Below are 20,072 nucleotides of genomic sequence, written 5' to 3' on the forward strand. Positions count from 1 at the left end.
ACCGGCCCGGGCTTACCAGGCCTTGCCGATTCAGACCGCGGCGACGACCGCAGCGACCGGAGCGCGCTCCAGGCCCGAGACGATGGCGCTGATCGACGCCGACACGATGTTCGCGTCCATGCCCACGCCGTACACCACATGGGCGTCATCGACGCGCAGTTCGACATAGGCCGCGGCCTGGGCGTTGGCACCGGCGCTCACTGCATGTTCCGCATAGTCGAGCACGCGGATGCTGCGGCCCGTGGCTTCGCTGAGCGCGCCGACGAACGCGTCGATGGGGCCCGTGCCTTCGCCGCTCAAGCTGCGCACTTCGCCGTTGATCAGGAACTCGCCGCTGATGGCGACCGTGCCGCTCTCACCGCTCAGGCGGTACTGCGGACGGCGCGTGGCGTCGAGGCGGTACTCGGTCTGGAACAGGCTCCACAGATTCTGCGCCGTCAATTCCTTGCCGCTGGCGTCCATCTCGCGCTGCACGGCCTGGCTGAACTCGATCTGCAGGCGACGCGGCAATTGCAGGCCGTACTCGCTTTCGAGCAGATAGGCGATGCCGCCCTTGCCCGACTGGCTGTTGACGCGGATCACGGCTTCGTAGCTGCGGCCCAGGTCCTTGGGATCGATCGGGAGGTAAGGCATGTCCCAGACATCGCCTTCCTGGCGCGCGGCGAAAGCCTTCTTGATCGCGTCCTGGTGCGAGCCCGAGAACGAGGTGTAGACCAGGTCGCCGACATAGGGGTGGCGCGGGTGCACGGGCAACTGGTTGCAATGCTCGACCGTGGCGCGGATGTTGTCGATCTGCGAGAAGTCGAGGCCGGGATGCACGCCCTGGATGTACATGTTGAGCGCGACGTTGACGATGTCGAGGTTGCCGGTGCGCTCGCCGTTGCCGAACAAGCAGCCTTCGAGGCGGTCGGCGCCGGCCATCAGCGAGAGTTCGGCCGCGGCCGTGCCCGTGCCGCGGTCATTGTGCGGGTGCACCGACAACACGATGGAGTCGCGGCGCTCGAGGTGGCGGTGGGTCCACTCGACCATGTCGGCGAACAGGTTGGGCGTCGAATGCTCGACCGTGGTCGGCAAGTTGATGATGCACTTCTTCTCGGGCGTGGGCTGCCACACGGCGGTGACGGCGTCGATCACGCGCTTGGAGAACGCCAGCTCGGTGTCCGAATACATTTCGGGCGAGTACTGGAAAGTCCAGTCCGTCTGCGGGTAGTCGGCCGCGATGTCCTTGAACAGCTGGGCATTGCTGCGCGCGAGTTCGACGATCTCGTCCTCGTTCATGTTCAGCACCACGCGGCGCATCACGGGCGCGGTCGCGTTGTAGAGGTGAACGATGGCGCGCGGCACGCCGGCCAGGGCTTCGAAGGTGCGGCGAATCAAGGGCTCGCGCGCCTGGGTCAGCACCTGCACGGTGACATCTTCGGGAATGCGGTCTTCCTCGATCAGCTTGCGCATGAACTCGAACTCGACCTGGGAAGCGGAGGGAAAACCGACTTCGATTTCCTTGAAGCCGATGTCGACCAGGGTTTCGAACATGCGCATCTTGCGCGGAATGTCCATGGGCTCGATCAGGGCCTGGTTGCCGTCCCGCAGGTCCACGCTGCACCACACCGGAGGCTGGCTGATCACCGCGTCTGGCCAGGTGCGGTCAACGAGGCGGACGGGGGGAAATGCAGGGTATTTGCTGGCGGGGTTCTGCAACATCTTGGCTCTTTCGAAAAATTGAAAAGGGGGTGTGCACCAGCGTTCCACAAAACAAAACGGCCCGTCGCTGATGCTACGGGCCGTAAGTAGGGGGAATGCGCGCGCGCTACTAGGTCTGCCCGTGGGACATGGTTAGTAGAGCTAGCGACAGGTTTTGCATGAGGATCACTTTAGCACAAGTTCCGCGCAGGTGGTTACCGGTTTCTTGTCGCCGGGCCGCCACAAGACAAAAAGCGCTTCGGGGGGCGTTGCCCCCCGCGCGACCACACGCAGTGAGGGAGCGTGGGGGTCACTTATGCAGACCGCGTTCTTCGGGCTCGTCTTTCGACGTGCTGATCACGCTGACCTGCTGGCCCTTGGCCTTGCGCCAGGCGTAGACCGCATAGCCGCTGAAGCCGTAGAGCACGAACACGCCGAACAGCACCGTGGGCGCGTGGATGTTGATCACCGCGATCGCCAGCACGATCAGCACGATGGCCGCGAACGGCACGCTGCGCTTCATGTGGATGTCCTTGAAGCTGTAGAAAGGCACGTTGGTGACCATGGTCAGGCCCGCGTACAGCGTCAGCGCGAACATGGTCCACGTCAGTTGCGTCCAGGTCAGCAGGCCGTCGGCGCCGCGCAGCAGTCCCGAGTCGCTGAGCAGCCAGATGAAGCCCGTGACCAGCGCGGCGGCCGCAGGCGAAGGCAGACCTTGGAAGTAGCGCTTGTCGACCACGGCCGTGTTGACGTTGAAACGTGCCAGGCGCAGCGCCGCGCAGGAGCAGTACACAAACGCCGCGATCCAGCCCCAGCGGCCCAGGCCCTTGAGCGCCCACTCGTAGGCGATCAGCGCCGGCGCGACGCCGAACGACACCATGTCGGACAGCGAATCCATCTGCTCGCCAAACGCGCTCTGCGTATTGGTCATGCGCGCCACGCGGCCGTCGAGGCTGTCGAGCACCATCGCGCAGAACACGCCGATGGCCGCCAGCTCGAAGCGGCCGTTCATCGCCATCACGATGGCATAGAAGCCGCCGAACAGCGCGGCCAGCGTGAACAGGTTGGGAAGGATATAGATGCCCTTGCGGCGCTTGCGCACCACCACACCCGGGGTTTCCGTCAAATCGTTGCCGTCATGCATGTAATAAACCTCCACCACTGCGCCCGTTCGTACGGACCGCTGAAATCGCCATATGAGAAGGAGCGCCTTGACGCGCTCCATGTGTGTTGCAGTGTACCCGCGTGGACTGCACCGACATTCATAAATATGGGGCCCCGCATGCGCCGCCGGTGTAGGAGCCGGCCCCAGCTTCGCCGGGCCAGCAACGAGTGGCAGACAAACCCCGTTCACTCTGGGCAAGGTAAGCGAGACCCAGCCTCGCAAGGCGTTTGACAAAACAGGGCCAGGCATGGCCTAAGAATCCCGTTCGTCCTGAGCTTGTCGAAGGATGAATGGGCACGCTGGCCTAGAGCGCAGCCGCCCTTCGACAGGCTCAGGGCGAACGGCCATTAGTTATCCGTTTTAAGTAAATCGCGACTAACCAAGCGCTGTTTGCACAAATCCGACCGTCGTTAAGTCATTGATTTGCTTGAAAAAGCTGTTCCTTGAGAGCTTATGAAAGGGTGCTCTACCGCACAAAAAAAGCCACCTTGCGGTGGCTTTCGATGAACTGCGGCAGGGCACAGGCCCTGCGTCAGATCAGTTCTTGGTCTGGTCAACCAGCTTGTTCTTGGCGATCCAGGGCATCATGGCGCGCAGCTGGCCACCGACCTTTTCGATCTGGTGATCGGCGGTGTTGCGGCGACGAGCGGTCATGCTGGGGTAGCCGGTGCGGCCTTCCAGAATGAACATCTTCGCGTATTCGCCGTCCTGAATGCGCTTCAGGGCGTTGCGCATGGCTTGGCGCGATTCGGCGTTGATCACTTCGGGGCCGGTCACGTACTCGCCGTATTCGGCGTTGTTCGAGATCGAGTAGTTCATGTTGGCGATGCCGCCTTCATAGATCAGGTCGACGATCAGCTTGAGTTCGTGCAGGCACTCGAAGTAGGCCATTTCAGGCGCGTAGCCGGCTTCGACCAGGGTTTCGAAGCCCATCTTGATCAGCTCGACCGCACCACCGCACAGAACAGCCTGTTCGCCGAACAGATCGGTCTCGGTCTCTTCCTTGAAGTTGGTTTCGATGATGCCGGCCTTGCCGCCACCATTGGCCATGGCGTACGACAGGGCCAGATCGCGGGCCTTGCCCGACTGGTCCTGGTGCACGGCGATCAGGTGGGGCACGCCGCCACCTTGCGTGTACGTGTTGCGCACGGTGTGGCCGGGGGCCTTGGGAGCGACCATCCACACGTCCAGATCGGCGCGGGGCACGACCTGATTGTAATGCACGTTGAAACCGTGGGCGAACACCAGCGAAGCGCCTTGCTTGATGTTGGGTTCGACGTTGTTCTTGTACACGGCTGCGATGTCTTCATCGGGCAGCAGGATCATGACCACGTCAGCGGCCTTCACGGCGTCGTTGACTTCCATCACATTGAGGCCGGCCTTTTCGACCTTGGGCCACGAAGCGCCACCCTTGCGCAGGCCGACCACGACCTTCACGCCGCTTTCGTTCAAGTTCTGTGCGTGTGCGTGGCCTTGGCTGCCGTAACCGATGATTGCAACGGTCTTGCCCTTGATCAGGCTCAGGTCGCAGTCTTTGTCGTAGAAAACTTTCATGTTGGCTCCAGTGGATGGGTTCTTAGGGGGTAAAAAAGGGAAGGCAGGGGGAAAATTCAAACGCGCAGAATGCGCTCGCCGCGACCGATGCCGCTCGCACCGGTGCGCACGGTCTCGAGGATGGCAGAGCGTTCGATGGCCTGCAAAAAGGCGTCGTTCTTGGACTGGTCGCCCGTGAGTTCGATGGTGTAGCTCTTGTCGGTCACATCGATGATGCGACCGCGGAAGATGTCGACCAGGCGCTTCATTTCTTCGCGCTCCTTGCCCACGGCCCGGACCTTGACCATCATCAGTTCGCGTTCGGCGTAGGCGCCTTCGGTCAGGTCCACCACCTTGACCACCTCGATGAGGCGGTTCAAGTGCTTGGTAATCTGCTCGATCACGTCTTCCGACCCCGTGGTCTGGATGGTCATGCGCGACAGCGACGGATCTTCCGTCGGCGCCACGGTCAAGGACTCGATGTTATAGCCTCGCGCCGAAAACAATCCGACCACGCGCGACAGCGCGCCGGGTTCGTTCTCGAGCAAGACAGCAATGATGTGCTTCATGGATACAGATTCCTCTTTTCGCCGCCCTCCCCCACGCACGGTAATGCGCGGGCTTGGCGGGCAATAGATTCGTCGAAATGGGGCTATCGGAAGATAGCCGGAAAGTGAGGCAGCGGGGACCAGGCCCCGAAGCTCAGAGGTCTTCAGTGCCGAGCAGCATTTCCGTGATGCCCTTGCCGGCCTGGACCATGGGGAACACGTTCTCGGTAGGATCGGTACGGAAGTCGATGAACACCGTGCGGTCCTTGAGGCGGCGCGCTTCGCGCAGTGCGGGCTCCACGTCTTCGGTGCGCTCGACCAGCAGGCCCACGTGGCCATAGGCTTCGGCGAGTTTGACGAAGTTCGGCAGCGCGTCCATGTAGCTGTGGCTGTAGCGGCCCGAGTACTCGATTTCCTGCCACTGGCGCACCATGCCCAGGTAGCGGTTGTTGAGCGAGCAGATCTTGATCGGCGTGTTGTGCTGCAGGCAGGTCGACAATTCCTGGATGTTCATCTGCACCGAGCCTTCGCCGGTGATGCAGAACACTTCGGCGTCGGGCTTGGCGAGCTTCACGCCCATGGCGTAGGGAATGCCCACGCCCATCGTGCCCAGGCCACCGGAGTTGATCCAGCGGCGTGGTTCGTCGAAGCGGTAGTACTGCGCGGCCCACATCTGGTGCTGGCCCACGTCGGACGTGATGTAGGTGTCGGAGTCGCGCGTCATGTTGAACAGCGTCTCGACCACGTACTGCGGCTTGATGACTTCAGGGTTGCTGTTGTCGTAGCGCAGGCAGTCGCGTTCGCGCCAGGCTTCGATGGTGTCCCACCAGGCAGCGAGCGCACCGGCGTCGGGGCGTGCCGGCGTTTCGCGCAGCATGGCGATCAGTTCGCCCAGCACGTCCTTGACGTCGCCGACGATGGGCACATCGACGCGCACGCGCTTGGAGATCGACGAAGGGTCGATGTCGACGTGGATGATCTTGCGTTCGACCGACTGGAAATGCTTGGGGTTGCCGATCACGCGGTCGTCAAAGCGCGCACCCAGGGCCAGCAGCACGTCGCAGTTCTGCATCGCGTTGTTGGCTTCGATGGTGCCGTGCATGCCCAGCATGCCCAGATACTTGCGCTCGCTCGCGGGGTAGGCGCCCAGGCCCATCAGGGTGTGCGTCACGGGCACGCCCAGCATGTCGACCAGCGTGCGCAGCTCGTTGCAGGCATTGCTGAGCAACACGCCGCCACCCGTATAGATATAGGGGCGCTTGGCGGTCAGCAGCAGTTGCAGCGCCTTGCGGATCTGGCCGCTGTGGCCCTTGCGCACCGGGTTGTACGAGCGCATTTCGATGCTCTGCGGATAACCGTTCCAGGCGGCCTTCTTGAAGGACACATCCTTGGGGATATCGACCACCACGGGGCCGGGACGACCCGAGCGCGCGATGTGGAACGCCTTCTTCATCGTGGCCGCGAGATCGCGCGCATCCTTGACGAGGAAGTTGTGCTTGACGATGGGGCGCGTGATGCCCACGGTGTCGCATTCCTGGAAGGCGTCGGTGCCGATGGAAGCCGTCGATGTCTGGCCGCTGATAACGACCAGCGGAATGCTGTCTGTATAGGCGGTGGCGATGCCGGTGACGGCGTTGGTCAGGCCGGGGCCCGAAGTGACCAGGGCCACGCCGACTTCGCCAGTGGCGCGCGCAAAGCCGTCGGCGGCATGCACTGCGGCCTGTTCATGGCGCACCAGCACATGCTGAATGGTGTCTTGCTTGTAGAGTGCGTCGTAGATATACAACACAGCGCCACCCGGATAACCCCACAGATGCTGCACGCCTTCGGCTTGCAGGGACTTTACGAGGATTTCGGCGCCCATGAGTTCTGTGGGACGCGCGGGAGACGACGCTGCTGCGGCGGCAGCGGAAGAAAGCTCTGCCTTGGAAATTTCCATGATCAACCTTTGCGAATTTCTCTAACGAAAAACCTTGGGTGCCCCTGGCCTGTGCCCTTGTGGGGCCGGTTCGGGACTTGAGGCCATGACCATGGGCGAAATGTGTGGACGCCGGACCATGACCCGTTTGCTTTTTTGATTTGCGCCCGGATTATCGCACTGCGGCGCAATGCCCTGGCATCCCAGTGCGGCAAAATATTCGATGGATGCGATAATTCGCTTCGTCCTGTGCTGGCGCTTGCGAAATTCGCCGAGCTGCTGCAGCAATCCTCTTTCTGGCCACGGCGCCCTTTTCGCGGCAGGCTGACCTCTTTGGCAACCGAACAAGAACTCTCGCAATTTCTCAAGGATGTGGAAAAACGTGCTTTCAAGCGCGCGCTCTACCATGTCCGCGATGATGAGGCGGCGCTCGACATTGTCCAGGACAGTATGCTCAAGCTCGCGCACCATTACGGGGACAAGCCGCCCGGCGAGCTGCCGATGCTGTTCCAGCGCATCCTGTCCAATTGCACGCTCGACTGGTTCCGGCGGCAGAAAACGCGCAACGCGCTGTTCTCGCGCATGAGCGATTTCGAGCCCGAAGGCGACGACGGCATGGACTTTGATCTGCTCGAGACCTATGCTGGCAATGGAAATGAGCAGACGGTGCAAAGCGCCGAAGAGCACACTCAGCGTGTACAAACGCTACAAAGTATAGAAAAAGAGGTTCAGGAGCTGCCAACACGTCAACGAGAAGCCTTTTTGATGCGTTATTGGGAGGAGATGGACGTCGCAGAGACCGCAGCCGCCATGGGTTGCTCTGAAGGCAGTGTGAAGACACACTGCTTTCGCGCCATTCAGACCCTCAGCAAGGCACTGAAGGCCAAAGGAATCCAGTTATGAACATTGCAGTATCACCCTCGGTTGAGCAGGCCGCCGATCATTTCGCCCGGCGCGTCACCGCACGCCTGAGCGAAAACAACCAACTGCTGGCGTACGACATCAGCGAGCGCTTGCGCGCCGGTCGAGAGCGTGCGCTGTCGGAGCGCCGGCGTGAAGTGCTGGTACACCAGCGCGTCACGGCAAGCGCGGTGCAGAACCAGGGCGGCGTCGCCTCCCTGGGCGCACCCGGGCGCCACAGCTGGTGGCGCGGTGCGCTCACCGCCGCGCCGCTGGTCGGCCTGGCCATCAGCCTCGCGGTGTTCATCACCTCGCAAACCGATTTCGGCACGCACGAAGTCGCCGAAGTCGACGCCGCACTGCTCACGGACGACCTGCCCCCTTCGGCCTACGCCGATCCAGGTTTCCTGCAGTTCATCCAGACACCGCCCGCGGTTTCGACACTCTGATCCTAGAGATTTCCCGGTTGCATGCCCCCTGTTCCGCGCACTGAACTCCGCAATTCGACCAGCGTCGCCGTGGCGTCGGCGCTGCTGTTGGCGCTGACCGTGCTCGCGACCTGGGTCGTGCCGCAGGTGCGGCAGGCGCCGAGCGCGCTGGCCATGGCCACGGTCGCGCAGGCGCCCGCGGCAGACTCCGATGCGCCGCGCAACGGTCTGTCACAGCGCCGCCTGCTGGCCGCGGGCCCCAACTGGGGCGAACTCACCAAGGCGCAGCAACGCGTGCTGCAGCCGCTCGAAAAACGCTGGCCGTTCATGGGCGAAGTGCAAAAGAGCCGCTGGATCGTGCTTGCCGGCACGTTCGACACCCTTCCCGCGCAGGAACAGCTCAAGCTGCGCGACCGCATGGAATCCTGGGCCAGCCTGAGCGCGCAGCAGCGCAGCCAGGCGCGGCTCAACTACGCGCTCACCAACCGCATGGCGCCCAAGGACAAATGGGCACAGTGGGAGGCCTATCAGGCGCTGAGCGACGAACAGAAGCGCGCGCTGGCCGCCAAGGCCGCCGCGGCCAAGCCCGTGGGCGGTGCCGCGCCCGCGCTGCGCCCCGTGCCGGCCAAGAAACTGGCGCGCGTGCCCGCCGCCACCACGGCAACGGCCACGGCCAACAACGTTCCCAACCTGCCAAAGATTCCCACGCCCAGCGCGCAGGCAACGCACCACATTGCACCGCCCGCGCCCGCGGTCGCCGTGGAAACCCGCCCGGTGACCATGCCCAACGTGGTCGAGACCGCGCCCGTCAACCTGTCCACCGCGACCGCGCTGCCCTTGCCCGCGCTGGCCCCCCTGGGCTCCGACACGACCGCCGCGGGCACCGGGCTGGGCGATCCGCCGCCACCGTGATGCCCTCTTCCGCCCCGTCTTCGATTCCTGCGCAGCCGGCGCTGCCGCCGACGCCCGGCCTGCGCCGGCGCATGGCCTGCTGGCTTTATGAAGGCCTGCTGCTGTTCGGCGTGGTGTTCATCGCCGGCTATCTGTTCGGCACGCTGAGCCAGACGCGCAATGCGATGGACAACCGCCATTTGCTGCAGGCCTTTCTGTTCGTGGTGTTCGGCATCTACTTCACCTGGTTCTGGTCCAAGGGCCAGACGCTGGCGATGAAGACCTGGCATATCCGCGTGACCGACAAATCAGGCAACGCGCTGACCCAGGGCCGGGCGCTGGCGCGCTATCTGCTCAGCTGGCTGTGGTTTCTGCCGCCGCTGGCGGTGATCGCGCCGTTCCAACTGCCCGCGGGCGAAACCACGGTGCTGATGCTCGGCTGGATCGCGGTCTGGGCGCTGCTCAGCCGCCTGCACCCGCAGCGCCAGTTCCTGCACGATGCGCTGGCCGGCACGCGCCTGGTGCACGACGCCCAGGGTGAAGCGCGCGCCAGGCTCAAGCGCCGCAAGGCCGACGGACTGGCCTAGGCTAGCGTATCCTCTCGGCCCATGCCTCCAGAGATTCCCCCGGTCAACCTTCAGAAAACCCGCAGCGGCCTGCGCCGCCTATGGCATGCCACCGGCTACTCACTGCAAGGCCTGCGCGCCGGCTGGGGTGAAAAAGCCTTTCGCACCGAAGCCGTATGCGCGCTAATCCTGCTGCCGTTCGCCCCATGGCTGGGCCGCAGTTGGAGCGAATGCATATTGTTGGTGGCATCGGTCGTGCTGGTGCTGATCGTGGAGCTGCTCAACAGCGGCATCGAATCCGCGATAGACCGCATAGGCCCCGAATGGCATGCGCTCTCGAAGCGCGCCAAAGACATGGGCAGCGCCGCGGTGCTGCTGGCCGTACTGCTGTGCGCGGGCACCTGGCTGTCCGCCCTTTACTTGAAATTTCTATGACGAACTCTTCGACTCCCGCTTTTTCCCTTTGCGTCTACCTGGGCTCGCGCCCCGGCGTCAACCCGCTGTTCACCGAAGCCGCGATCGAAGTCGGCAAGTGGATTGGCGCGCATGGCGGCCAGCTGGTCTATGGCGGCGGCCGTTCGGGCCTGATGGGCACCGTGGCCGAGGCCACGCGCCTGGCCGGCGGCCGCGTGGTGGGCATCATTCCGCAGGCGCTGGTCGACAAGGAGCAGGCCAACCATGCCTGCGACGAACTGCATATCGTGCAGAACATGCATGAGCGCAAGGCGATGATGGCCGAACGCTCGGACGCTTTTATTGCCCTGCCCGGCGGCATAGGCACGTTCGAGGAGCTGTTCGAAGTCTGGACCTGGCGCCAGCTCGGCTACCACGACAAGCCCATAGGCCTGCTCAACACCGATGGCTACTACGACAACCTGCTGACTTTCCTCGGCACCAGCGTGCAAAGCGGGCTGATGGGCGAATGGCAGATGGGTCTGATCGAAAGCCACACGGATGCGGCGGCGCTGCTGCCGTCGCTGATCGAGGCCGCGGGAACGGCGGCGCAGACCAAGGCGCTGCGCGAAGTTATCTGAGGCGCCCGGCCCTCGATCCTCTGGAGATCAGATAGCCGAAGAGTCCAGATCGCCGGTACGAATCCGCACCACGCGCTCGACCGCCGTGACAAAAATCTTGCCGTCGCCAATTTTGCCGGTGCGCGCCACATTGACGATGGCGTCGACACAGCGGTCCACATCGTCGGTGTTGACCACAACTTCGATCTTCACCTTGGGCAGGAAGTCGACCACGTATTCGGCGCCGCGGTACAGCTCGGTATGGCCTTTCTGACGGCCAAAACCCTTGACTTCGGTGACCGTGAGGCCGGTGACGCCGCAATCGGCCAGGGCTTCGCGCACCTCTTCGAGTTTGAACGGCTTGATGACGGCGGTGATCATTTTCATGGGAACTCCTGGATGTGGGAATGCGTTGGCGCCATGCATTGCTGCATCACGCCCGGAATTTATTGGTGATCGGATAGCGCCAATCCTTGCCAAAGCTGCGGCGCGTGAGGCGCACGCCTATCGGCGCCTGGCGGCGTTTGTGCTCGTTGATCTGGATCAGGCGCGTCACGCGCTCGACATCGGCGGCGGCAAAGCCCGCGGCCACGATGTCTTGCACGGATTCGTCATTTTCCATGTATCGCTCGACGATGGCATCGAGCACCTCATAAGGCGGCAAGCTGTCTTGGTCTTTCTGGTCCGGACGCAGCTCTGCGCTGGGCGGGCGCGTGATGATGCGTTCGGGAATCGGATTGCTGCCGGTGCCGAACGGGTCATGCGCGTTGCGCCAGTTGGCCAGAGCAAACACCTGGGTCTTGACCAGGTCCTTGATCACCGCGAAGCCGCCGGCCATGTCGCCGTAGAGCGTGCAGTAGCCCGTGGCCATTTCGCTCTTGTTGCCCGTGGTCACGACCAGCGCGCCGAACTTGTTCGACAGCGCCATCAGCAGCGTGCCGCGAATGCGTGCCTGCAGATTCTCTTCGGTCGTGTCTTCGGCGCGGCCCGCGAAATCGGCGGCCAGCGCGGCCTTGAAGGCCTCGAACTGCGGCACGATGGAGATTTCCTCGTAGGCCGCGCCCACGCGCGCCGCCATGTCGCGCGCATCGATCCAGCTGATGTCGGCCGTATAGGGCGAAGGCATCATCACCGTGCGCACCTTGTCGGCGCCCAGCGCGTCGACGGCGATCGCCAGCACCAGCGCCGAGTCTATGCCGCCCGACAGGCCCAGCAGCACGCCGGGAAAGCGGTTCTTGCCCACATAGTCGCGCACGCCCAGCACCAGCGCGCGCCACAGTTGCTCGTGCGCGCTCGCCAGCGGCAGCACTTCGCCCTGCAAAGCCAGCGCACCGGCCTGCGCCGTCACCTGCACGCTCATCAGGCTTTCTTCAAAGCCCGCAGCGCGTGCGACCACCGCGCCGTCGGCGCCCAGCGCAAACGAGTGGCCGTCGAACACCAGTTCGTCCTGGCCGCCAACCATGTGGGCATAGACCACGGGCAGGCCGGTTTCCTGCACGCGCTCGCGCAGCATGGCTTCGCGCACGCCGGGCTTGTCGCCATGGAAAGGCGAAGCATTTATGACCGCGAGCAGTTGCGCACCGGCCTGGGCGGCCTGGCGCGCCGGGCCGGGCAGCCACGCGTCCTCGCAGACCAGCAGGCCCACGCGCACGCCATCGACTTCGAACACGCAGGGCGCGGCGCCAGGCGTGAAGTAGCGCTGCTCGTCGAACACCGCGTAGTTGGGCAGGGCCTGCTTGGCATAGCTGGCTTCGACAACCCCGTGGCGCAGCACGCTGGCCGCGTTGTGGCACAGTCGCTCGCCGGCCGCGCGCCGGGGGTGTCCCAGGACAATGGCCAGGCCCGTGAGGTCGGCGGTTTCCCGTGCTACGGTATGCAGGGCCTGCTCGCAGGCGTCGAGAAACGCGGGGCGCAGCAGCAGGTCTTCGGCCGCGTAGCCGCACAGCGCGAGTTCGGGCGTGAGCAGCAGGCGCGCGCCGGCCGCATGCGCAGCGCGCGCGGCATCAATGATTTTTTGCGCATTGCCAGGCAGATCGCCCACAACAAAATTGCGCTGAGCAGTGCAGATGGAGAACGTCATGGATAGAAATCAGGCCGACAAGGCCCATCGCAAAAGCGCTTCTCCCAGGGCCGGAAATTCGGCAGCGAACGCCGGGAGCAGGCATGGCTGAAAGTGCAATTATCACCCGCGTGTTCACCGCAGTGCAGGAGATCCCCGCTCAGGCCTGGAATGACCTGCTTGCGCGCCAGCCCGTGCCCACGCCTTTCATGCGCCACGAGTACCTGGAAGCGCTCGAAACCAGCGGCAGCGCGACGCTGGAAACCGGCTGGCAGCCCTGCTTCCTCACGCTGTGGGAAGGCGATGAAATGGTCGCGGCCTGCCCGCTCTATGCGAAGAACCATTCCTCGGGCGAGTACGTGTTCGACTGGGCCTGGGCGCGCGCCTATGCCGAGCATGGCCTCGAGTACTACCCCAAGGCGGTGATCGCCGTGCCGTTCACGCCCGTGCCCGGCTCGCGCCTGCTGGCGCGCAGCGAAGCGCTGCGCGCGCTGCTCGCCAAGACCGTGCGCCGCTGGGTGCAGGCGCAGGACGGCTGGTCGTCGGTGCATGCGCTGTTCACCGAGGACGCCGATCTCGCGGCCTGCCGCGCCGACGGCTGGATGGAACGCGGCGGCGTGCAGTTCCACTGGAACAACCACGCGATCGACACCGCGGGCGAGCGCCCGCTGCGCGATTTCGACGATTTCCTGGCCCAGCTGCAGCAGGAAAAGCGCAAGAAGATTCGCCAGGAACGCCGCAAGGTGGCCGAGGCCGGCGTGACGTTCCGGGCGCTGCACGGCGCGCAGATCCAGCACACGGATTGGGATTTCTTCTACAGCTGCTACGCGCGCACGTACTACGAGCACGGCAACGCGCCTTATCTTTCACGCGACTTCTTCGCGCGCATGGGCGCGCAGATGGCAGCACACTGGCTGCTGTTCATCGCCGAGCGTGACGGCCAGCCGATTGCCGCGAGCCTGATCGCGCTCAACGCCGCCGCGGCCGAAGATGCGGGCGCGCCGCACGGCGTGGCCTACGGCCGCTACTGGGGCGCGCTGGAGCGCGTCGACTGCCTGCACTTCGAAGCCTGCTACTACCAGCCCATCGAGTGGTGCATTGCGCACGGCGTGGCGCACTTCGAGGGCGGCGCGCAGGGCGAGCACAAGATGGCGCGCGCGCTGCTGCCCACGCCCACGGCCAGCGCCCACTGGATCGCGCATCCGGCGTTCGCCGATGCCGTGGACCGGTTTCTGGAGCGCGAAGGCGCGGGCGTGCAGGCCTATCTCGAAGAATTGCACGCGCACAGCCCGCTGCGCGCGGCGGTCGCCGCACAGGGCCAGAGCCCAGAGCCCAAGCCCGCGTGAAGCCTTAGAAGCTTTCCCAGTCGTCGGTGCCGCTGGTCGCGCTCTGCGCCGGCCGGCCGCGCGAACTGACGCTGTGCGGCACGGCGGGCACCACGGGCGCCGCGGGCGCGGGCTTGTGCTGCACCGACGGCGCGAGCTTCGCGGCCACGGGCTTGCGCTGTGGCGCGGGCTGGGGCGCACGCGCCGCGGGCGCCAGACGCGGGGCGCTGGCATGGCCGTCGTCCAGGCGGAACACCGCCACGGCTTCGACCAGTTCCTGCGCCTGGCGCTGCAGGCTGTCGGCCGCGGCCGCGCTTTCCTCGACCAGTGCCGCATTCTGCTGCGTCGCCTGGTCCATCTGCGTGATCGCTTCGCCGACCTGGCCCACGCCCGTGCTCTGCTCGCTGCTGGCCGCGCTGATCTCACCCATGATATCGGTCACGCGGCGGATCGCGCCCACCACCTGGGTCATGGTCTCGCCCGCCAGATCTGCCTGCTGCGTGCCCTGCTCGACGCGCTCCACGCTGGCCGTGATCAAGGCCTTGATTTCCTTGGCCGCCTCAGCGCTGCGCTGCGCCAGGCTGCGCACTTCGCTGGCCACGACCGCGAAGCCCCGGCCCTGCTCGCCCGCGCGCGCCGCTTCCACGGCTGCGTTCAGCGCCAGAATATTGGTCTGGAACGCAATGCCGTCGATCACGCCGATGATGTCGGCGATCTTGCGGCTGCTGTCGTTGATGCCCTTCATGGTGCCGACCACCTGGGCCACGACGTCGCCGCCCTGCACCGCCACGGTAGACGCGTTCAGCGCCAGCTGATTCGCCTGGCGCGCGTTGTCGGCGTTCTGGCGCACGGTAGAGCCCAACTGCTCCATCGAGGCCGCAGTTTGTTCCAGCGCGCTGGCCTGTTCTTCGGTACGGCCCGACAGGTCGCTGTTGCCCGAGGCAATCTGCGCGCTGGCCGTGGCCACGGCCTCGGAGCCCTGGCGCACATGCGCCACGATATTGCGCAGGTTGTCCTGCATTCCGGCCAGGCGGCGCAGCATCTGCGCGGTTTCGTCCTTGCCGGTGGCATCGATTTTCGATGTCAGATCGCCATTGCGAATGGCGCCCGCGACTTCGGCCGCGCGGTGGATGGGGCGCGTGATCGAACGCGTGGTCATCGCGCCCAGCAGCAGACCGATCAGCAGGGCCAGGGCCGCGCCGGCGGTGAGCAGCACCTGGCTGGTGGTCGCCGAGTCATGGGCCTGGGCCTGCACCGCGGTCAGGCTCTTGGCCGCGTCGTCGGCCACCGCGTAAACGGACTTCAGATAGCTATCGGCCAGCGTCTTGAGCTGACCGTCACGCTCCTGCGAGACGTCGTCGCCCTGGGCCAGGCGCTTTTGCAGCCCGGAACGGAAATCGGAATAGATCTTGCGCTGCTTGGTGACTTCGGCCATCAGGGCCAGGCCCCTGTCGTCGTGCACCAGCTCTTCGAGTTGCTTTTGCGCCTGATTGACGCTTTCGCTGGCCGTCGCCATGTCGTTGCGCAAGGTGGTGAGATACGCGGGCTCGCTGCTGCGCATCAGCGCCGACGTGCGCACCCAGTTGGCTTCGATGGCCGACGCCCAGCGCTGCGTGAGCAGGGCGCGCTGCATCTGCACCGTGGCGATGGCCTGATTCGCTTCCTTGAGCGCCTCAAGCCGCCATACGGCCATGCCGGCGATGCCGGCGGTAATCAACAACAGTACCGAAAACGCCAAGGTAAGGCGGGTGCCGATCTTCAAGTGAGCGTAGCGCATGATTCTTGTCTCTGGTGAATCGCCCCGGTGGCCCGGGATCAAATGTAATGAAATGCTTGCGTTGCGCAATCTAGCGGAGATGGAAATGCCCCGGGGCGGTACTGCGCCATTGCTCCATCGGCCTGGACGCAGTCACCCCCGCGTCCGCCGATTCAGCCGACCGCGGCCTTGAGCAGACCCATATCGGCCGAACTCAGCAGGGCTTCGATGTCCATCACGATCAGCATGCGTTCGTCGACCGTGGCGATGCCCTTGATGAACGCTTCATCGACCTGCGACTGGAACTGGGGCGTGGGGCGAATGGCATCGAGCGCCAGATTGACCACATCCGCCACCGAGTCGACGACCACGCCCAGCACGGTGTCGGCGACATTGAGAATGATCACCACGGTGAACGCCGTGTATTCCACGGTCGGGCACGCGAGCTTCATTCGCAGATCGACGATAGGCACGATCACGCCGCGCAGATCGACCACGCCCTTGATGAAATCGGGCGCATGCGCAATGCGCGTAGGCGTCTCGTAGGAGCGGATTTCCTGCACGCGCAGAATATCGATGCCGTACTCTTCCTTGCCCAACTGGAACGTCAGAAACTCGGCCTTGGCCACCTGGGCCGTCTGGGAAGCGGTGCGCGAACGCATGCCGCCGGAAGAAGAAAGATTCGAAAGCATGAAGGCTCCCTAGGGTTGAGCTTGCCGCGTATGCGGATGTACCTGGAAAACGGATGCGCAGGCCCAACGCCGCGCCACCCGATCGTTCCCAGGTCTGTGTGAATGGGGTTCCGGTCGCAAGGGCAGCAGCGCCCTCACACGACCGAATTACATATTGTCACTAAAAAACGGAGGCAGGCCCCAAAAAAGGACTTGCCGGCCTTCAGAACGTCTCCCAGTCGCTGTCCGCGGTCTGGCGCGCCGGCGTTGCGGGAGCCGGCGCGGCAACGGCGGGCACTGCAGCAGCGGCAGCGGGTACTGCGGTCACTTGCGGCGCCTTGGCCGGCGCGCGCGGCGCCGCGGGCAGTTCGGCGGCAACGCGCGCGGATGGAGGCTGCACCGCCGGCAATGCGCTGGCGATGATGGCGCGAGCCTGCGCTCCCTGGGCCAGACGGAACACCGCCACGGCCTGGACCAGGTCCTGCGCCTGGCGTTGCAGGCTGTCGGCCGCGGCCGCGCTTTCCTCGACCAGGGCCGCATTCTGCTGCGTCGCCTGGTCCATCTGCGTGATCGCCTCGCCGACCTGGGCCACGCCCGTGCTCTGCTCGCTGCTGGCCGCGCTGATCTCGCCCATGATGTCGGTCACGCGGCGGATCGCACCGACCACTTCGGTCATGGTCTCGCCCGCCAGATCGGCCTGATGCGTGCCCTGGGCCACGCGCTCGACGCTGGCCGAGATCAGCGACTTGATTTCCTTGGCCGCTTCTGCGCTGCGCTGCGCCAGGCTGCGCACTTCGCTGGCGACGACCGCGAAGCCCCGGCCCTGCTCACCGGCGCGCGCCGCTTCCACGGCCGCGTTCAGCGCCAGAATATTGGTCTGGAACGCAATGCCGTCGATCACGCCGATGATGTCGGCGATCTTGCGGCTGCTGTCGTTGATGCCCTTCATCGTGCCGACCACCTGGGCCACCACGTCCCCGCCCTGCACCGCGACTGCCGAGGCGTTCAGCGCCAGCTGGTTGGCCTGGCGCGCGTTGTCGGCGTTCTGGCGCACGGTCGAGCCCAGCTGCTCCATCGACGCCGCAGTCTGCTCGAGCGCGCTGGCCTGCTCTTCGGTGCGGCCCGACAGGTCGCTGTTGCCCGATGCGATCTGCGCGCTCGCCGTGGCCACGCCTTCGGCGTTGTTGCGCACGCTGTTGACGGTCTGCACCAGGCTGGTCTGCATGCGCTGCAAGGCCTGCAGCAGATCGCCCATTTCGTCCTTGTTGCCCGGCGCGATCGCCTGCGACAAGTCGCCCTGGGCGATATGGTTGGCGGCGTCGACGGCCTGGCGCGCGGGCCGGGTCACGGAACGCGTCACCAGCGCGCCAAACAAAGCCGCAATGATGGCGCTCAGGCCCACGCCGGCGACGACCCAGATGCGAGCGGCGTCATAGGCCGCGGCCGCGGCCTGCTGCGCCTCCTTGGCGCGTTGCTGGCTGAGCGCATTGAGCCGGCCCACGGTTTCCGTGATCGCCACGAAAGCGGTTTCGGACGCGCCGCGGTACACATTGCCCACGGCATCGCCCAGCAGCGAATCCTGTTCGAGCAGGGTGTAATCCTTTTCCTTGGCCGCCTGCAGCAGGGCTTCGCGGCTGCCGACATAGGCCTGGCGCTCGGTCTGGTACTGGGCCATCAGCGTGCGTTCCTCGGGATTGTGGTCCAGCGTTTCATAGTTGCGCTCCAGCGTCTGCAGCTGCTCCATAACGGCTGGCGCGCCGGACGCCACGCCAGTGGCTTCCTCCACGCTCTTGGCCGAGAGCAGGCCTGCGTCCAGCCGGCGCAGGCGGTTCCACTGCACGCGGATGTCGCCCGTATCGGACACGCTTTGCAGCGCCTGGCCACCGAGAAAACTCGCGGCCGCATTGATTTTCTGCAACTGCCACAGCGCCAGGCCGCCCACGGCGACGGTCAACAACACCACCAGAAAAAATCCCAGCCCCAGCTTCATTCCCAGGCGCATATCAGCCAACTTCATGTGTTTCTTTCTTCGAAGGCTTGCCATCCCTCACCCGCCTGCGCGCGCATGCCGGTCGCGCGCAGATGGATGCCCCAAACAAAACAGCGTGCTGTCTTTGCTGACAACACGCTGGGAATTCAACGCCTGTGGCCCGGTAGACACGCTTGCCCCGCCATCCTGGAATGGCGTGGCTGAAAGCGCGTGCGTCGGACCATGGCTTGCCGCTCGCCTCAGGCCTTGTAGTTGGCGATGCCGTCGACGATTTCCTTCTTGGCGGCGTCAACGCCTTGCCAGCCCTGGACCTTGACCCACTTGCCCTTTTCGAGATCCTTGTAGTGTTCGAAGAAGTGCGAAATCTGCGCCAGCGTGATTTCGGGCACGTCGGCGATCGACTCGATCTTGGCGTACTGCGCCAGGATCTTGGCGGTGGGCACGGCCAGCACCTTGCCGTCGACGCCGGCTTCGTCTTCCATCATCAGAATGCCGAGCACGCGGCAGGGCACGACCACGCCCGGTGGCAGTGGGAAAGGAGTCATCACCAGCACGTCGACCGGGTCGCCGTCACCCGACAGCGTCTGCGGCACATAGCCGTAGTTCGTGGGGTAGTGCATGGCCGTGGTCATGAAACGGTCGACGAAGATCGCGCCCGATTCCTTGTCCACTTCGTACTTCACGGGATGGGAGTTGGCCGAGATTTCGATGACCACGTTGAACGTATCGGGCGCATTCTTGCCAGGGGAGACTTTGTCGAGGGACATGATGATCTTGAGTTGAATGAATTGAGGGGTCCACAGCGGGATCGGCCCTGATTTTAGGCGCAGCCCCGGGTCGTCCCTGCGCACGCCGGGGAAAATCACCTCGGCAGGCGTTCGACCTGCGGGAGGATCAGGGTTTTCATGCGTCTGGAAAACCGGCAGGCATGCGTCAATAGGGATGTTGTCCATTCACCGTCGGTCTGTCGTGATGTTGACGCAAGCGCCCTCACCCCTCTTCTCGCCGCTGCTGCCCGAGCACCTGATCATCCTGCGTTCGGGCCGTTGGTTCCATGGACTGCCCAAGACCTTGGCCCAGCAGCTCACGGGCCTGGCCCGCGTGCAGCAGCTCGCGCCGGGCGAAGCCGTGTTCCTGTCCGGCGATCCGCCCGGAGGCCTCTACGCCGTGCTGCGCGGCACGCTGTCCATTTCCAGCGCCGGCGGCGGCGCGCGCGCGCGCAGCACGCTGCTGACGCTGCTCGAAGCCCCGGCCTGGTTTGGCGAGCTGTCGCTGTTCGACGAGTCCGCGCGCTCGCACGACGTGTATGCCACCGAACCCAGCTGCGTGCTGCAGGTGCCGCTGGCACCGTTGCTGCAATGGCTGGACCAGCACCCCGAACATTGGCGCTCGCTGGCGCTGCTGGTCACGCTCAAGCTGCGCCAGGCGCTGATCACCCTCGAAGACCAGTCGGTGCTCGCCGCGCCGCAGCGGCTTGCGCGCCGGCTGGTGACCATGGCCGAAGACTACGGCCTGCGCCTGGACACCACGCAGTCGCGGCGCATGCTCAATCTGTCGCAGGAGCAGCTGGCGCGCATGCTCGCGCTGTCGCGCCAGACCACCAATCAGATACTGCAAGACCTGCAGCAG

Annotated in this window: 19 protein-coding genes; 8 read left to right on the forward strand and 11 right to left on the reverse strand. The window is 64.8% G+C overall.

All coding sequences use genetic code 11. The features are described 5' to 3' along the window. Positions 1-30 precede the first annotated feature (30 nt). The 5 genes from leuA to KHY18_RS17200 form a co-directional block, all read right to left on the reverse strand. A complete protein-coding gene (gene leuA, locus KHY18_RS17180; RefSeq protein WP_213302498.1) occupies positions 31-1,701 on the reverse strand; it encodes a 2-isopropylmalate synthase in 1,671 nt (556 codons plus the stop codon). A 289-nt stretch (positions 1,702-1,990) separates the two neighbouring features. Beyond that, on the reverse strand, positions 1,991-2,824 hold the full coding sequence (gene pssA, locus KHY18_RS17185) for a CDP-diacylglycerol--serine O-phosphatidyltransferase (RefSeq protein ID WP_213302501.1): 834 nt from the start codon (positions 2,822-2,824) through the stop codon (positions 1,991-1,993). 558 nt (positions 2,825-3,382) lie between these two features. Then, a complete protein-coding gene (gene ilvC / locus KHY18_RS17190) occupies positions 3,383-4,399 on the reverse strand; it encodes a ketol-acid reductoisomerase (RefSeq protein WP_213302503.1) in 1,017 nt (338 codons plus the stop codon). Between the two features lie 56 nt (positions 4,400-4,455). Beyond that, complete coding sequence (gene ilvN, locus KHY18_RS17195; RefSeq protein WP_175504496.1) at positions 4,456-4,947, reverse strand: acetolactate synthase small subunit; 492 nt, start codon at positions 4,945-4,947, stop codon at positions 4,456-4,458. Between the two features lie 133 nt (positions 4,948-5,080). Further along, positions 5,081-6,865, reverse strand: a complete 1,785-nt coding sequence (locus KHY18_RS17200; protein ID WP_213302505.1) for an acetolactate synthase 3 catalytic subunit — start codon at positions 6,863-6,865, stop codon at positions 5,081-5,083. Positions 6,866-7,177: 312 nt separating this feature from the next. Between KHY18_RS17200 and KHY18_RS17205 the strand changes: the two genes are divergently transcribed. Genes KHY18_RS17205 through KHY18_RS17230 form a run of 6 tightly spaced genes read left to right on the forward strand, consistent with a single transcriptional unit; the run spans position 7,178 to position 10,663 of the window. Further along, positions 7,178-7,747: an RNA polymerase sigma factor gene (locus KHY18_RS17205; protein ID WP_213302539.1), complete on the forward strand. Its 570-nt coding sequence runs from the start codon at positions 7,178-7,180 to the stop codon at positions 7,745-7,747. After that, a complete protein-coding gene (locus tag KHY18_RS17210; protein ID WP_213302507.1) occupies positions 7,744-8,193 on the forward strand; it encodes a DUF3619 family protein in 450 nt (149 codons plus the stop codon). Before KHY18_RS17205 ends, KHY18_RS17210 begins: the two co-directional genes overlap by 4 nt. Positions 8,194-8,214: 21 nt before the next feature. Further along, the gene (locus KHY18_RS17215) at positions 8,215-9,084 is read left to right on the forward strand and encodes a DUF3106 domain-containing protein (protein ID WP_213302509.1); all 870 of its coding nucleotides are present in this window, start codon (positions 8,215-8,217) and stop codon (positions 9,082-9,084) included. Next, on the forward strand, positions 9,084-9,650 hold the full coding sequence (locus KHY18_RS17220; RefSeq protein WP_213302510.1) for an RDD family protein: 567 nt from the start codon (positions 9,084-9,086) through the stop codon (positions 9,648-9,650). The genes KHY18_RS17215 and KHY18_RS17220 overlap by 1 nt, the downstream gene beginning before the upstream one ends. 21 nt (positions 9,651-9,671) lie before the next feature. Further along, entirely contained in the window at positions 9,672-10,064 is a 393-nt protein-coding gene (locus KHY18_RS17225; protein WP_213302512.1) for a diacylglycerol kinase, read from the forward strand. Beyond that, entirely contained in the window at positions 10,061-10,663 is a 603-nt protein-coding gene (locus KHY18_RS17230) for an LOG family protein (protein ID WP_213302514.1), read from the forward strand. The genes KHY18_RS17225 and KHY18_RS17230 overlap by 4 nt, the downstream gene beginning before the upstream one ends. A 27-nt stretch (positions 10,664-10,690) precedes the next feature. Here the strand turns inward: KHY18_RS17230 and KHY18_RS17235 are convergent, their stop codons facing one another. Both KHY18_RS17235 and KHY18_RS17240 read right to left on the reverse strand, forming a co-directional pair. Beyond that, positions 10,691-11,029 carry a P-II family nitrogen regulator gene (locus KHY18_RS17235; RefSeq protein ID WP_213302517.1) on the reverse strand — a complete coding sequence of 113 codons (339 nt, stop codon included), beginning with the start codon at positions 11,027-11,029 and terminating at the stop codon, positions 10,691-10,693. Between the two features lie 46 nt (positions 11,030-11,075). After that, the gene (locus tag KHY18_RS17240) at positions 11,076-12,722 is read right to left on the reverse strand and encodes an NAD+ synthase (protein WP_213302520.1); all 1,647 of its coding nucleotides are present in this window, start codon (positions 12,720-12,722) and stop codon (positions 11,076-11,078) included. An 83-nt stretch (positions 12,723-12,805) separates the two neighbouring features. Between KHY18_RS17240 and KHY18_RS17245 the strand changes: the two genes are divergently transcribed. Continuing rightward, positions 12,806-14,047 carry a GNAT family N-acetyltransferase gene (locus tag KHY18_RS17245; protein WP_213302522.1) on the forward strand — a complete coding sequence of 414 codons (1,242 nt, stop codon included), beginning with the start codon at positions 12,806-12,808 and terminating at the stop codon, positions 14,045-14,047. 4 nt (positions 14,048-14,051) lie between these two features. On the opposite strand, the gene KHY18_RS27270 is transcribed toward KHY18_RS17245, so the two are convergent. The 4 genes from KHY18_RS27270 to ppa form a co-directional block, all read right to left on the reverse strand. Further along, complete coding sequence (locus tag KHY18_RS27270) at positions 14,052-15,803, reverse strand: methyl-accepting chemotaxis protein (protein ID WP_213302526.1); 1,752 nt, start codon at positions 15,801-15,803, stop codon at positions 14,052-14,054. Positions 15,804-15,955: 152 nt separating this feature from the next. Continuing rightward, positions 15,956-16,444, reverse strand: a complete 489-nt coding sequence (locus KHY18_RS17255; RefSeq protein ID WP_213302541.1) for a chemotaxis protein CheW — start codon at positions 16,442-16,444, stop codon at positions 15,956-15,958. A 232-nt stretch (positions 16,445-16,676) separates the two neighbouring features. Further along, positions 16,677-18,470, reverse strand: coding sequence for a methyl-accepting chemotaxis protein (locus KHY18_RS27275; protein WP_213302529.1), 1,794 nt, complete (start codon positions 18,468-18,470; stop codon positions 16,677-16,679). A gap of 212 nt (positions 18,471-18,682) precedes the next feature. Continuing rightward, positions 18,683-19,210, reverse strand: coding sequence for an inorganic diphosphatase (ppa, locus tag KHY18_RS17265; RefSeq protein WP_213302532.1), 528 nt, complete (start codon positions 19,208-19,210; stop codon positions 18,683-18,685). A gap of 205 nt (positions 19,211-19,415) precedes the next feature. On the opposite strand from ppa, the gene KHY18_RS17270 reads away from it, so the two are divergent. Beyond that, positions 19,416-20,072, forward strand: a 657-nt coding sequence (locus tag KHY18_RS17270) for a Crp/Fnr family transcriptional regulator (protein ID WP_249729190.1), incomplete at its 3' end; no start/stop codon positions are given.

It is taken from the genome of Acidovorax sp. CCYZU-2555 (assembly GCF_018413525.1).
GTDB lineage: Bacteria > Pseudomonadota > Gammaproteobacteria > Burkholderiales > Burkholderiaceae_C > Comamonas.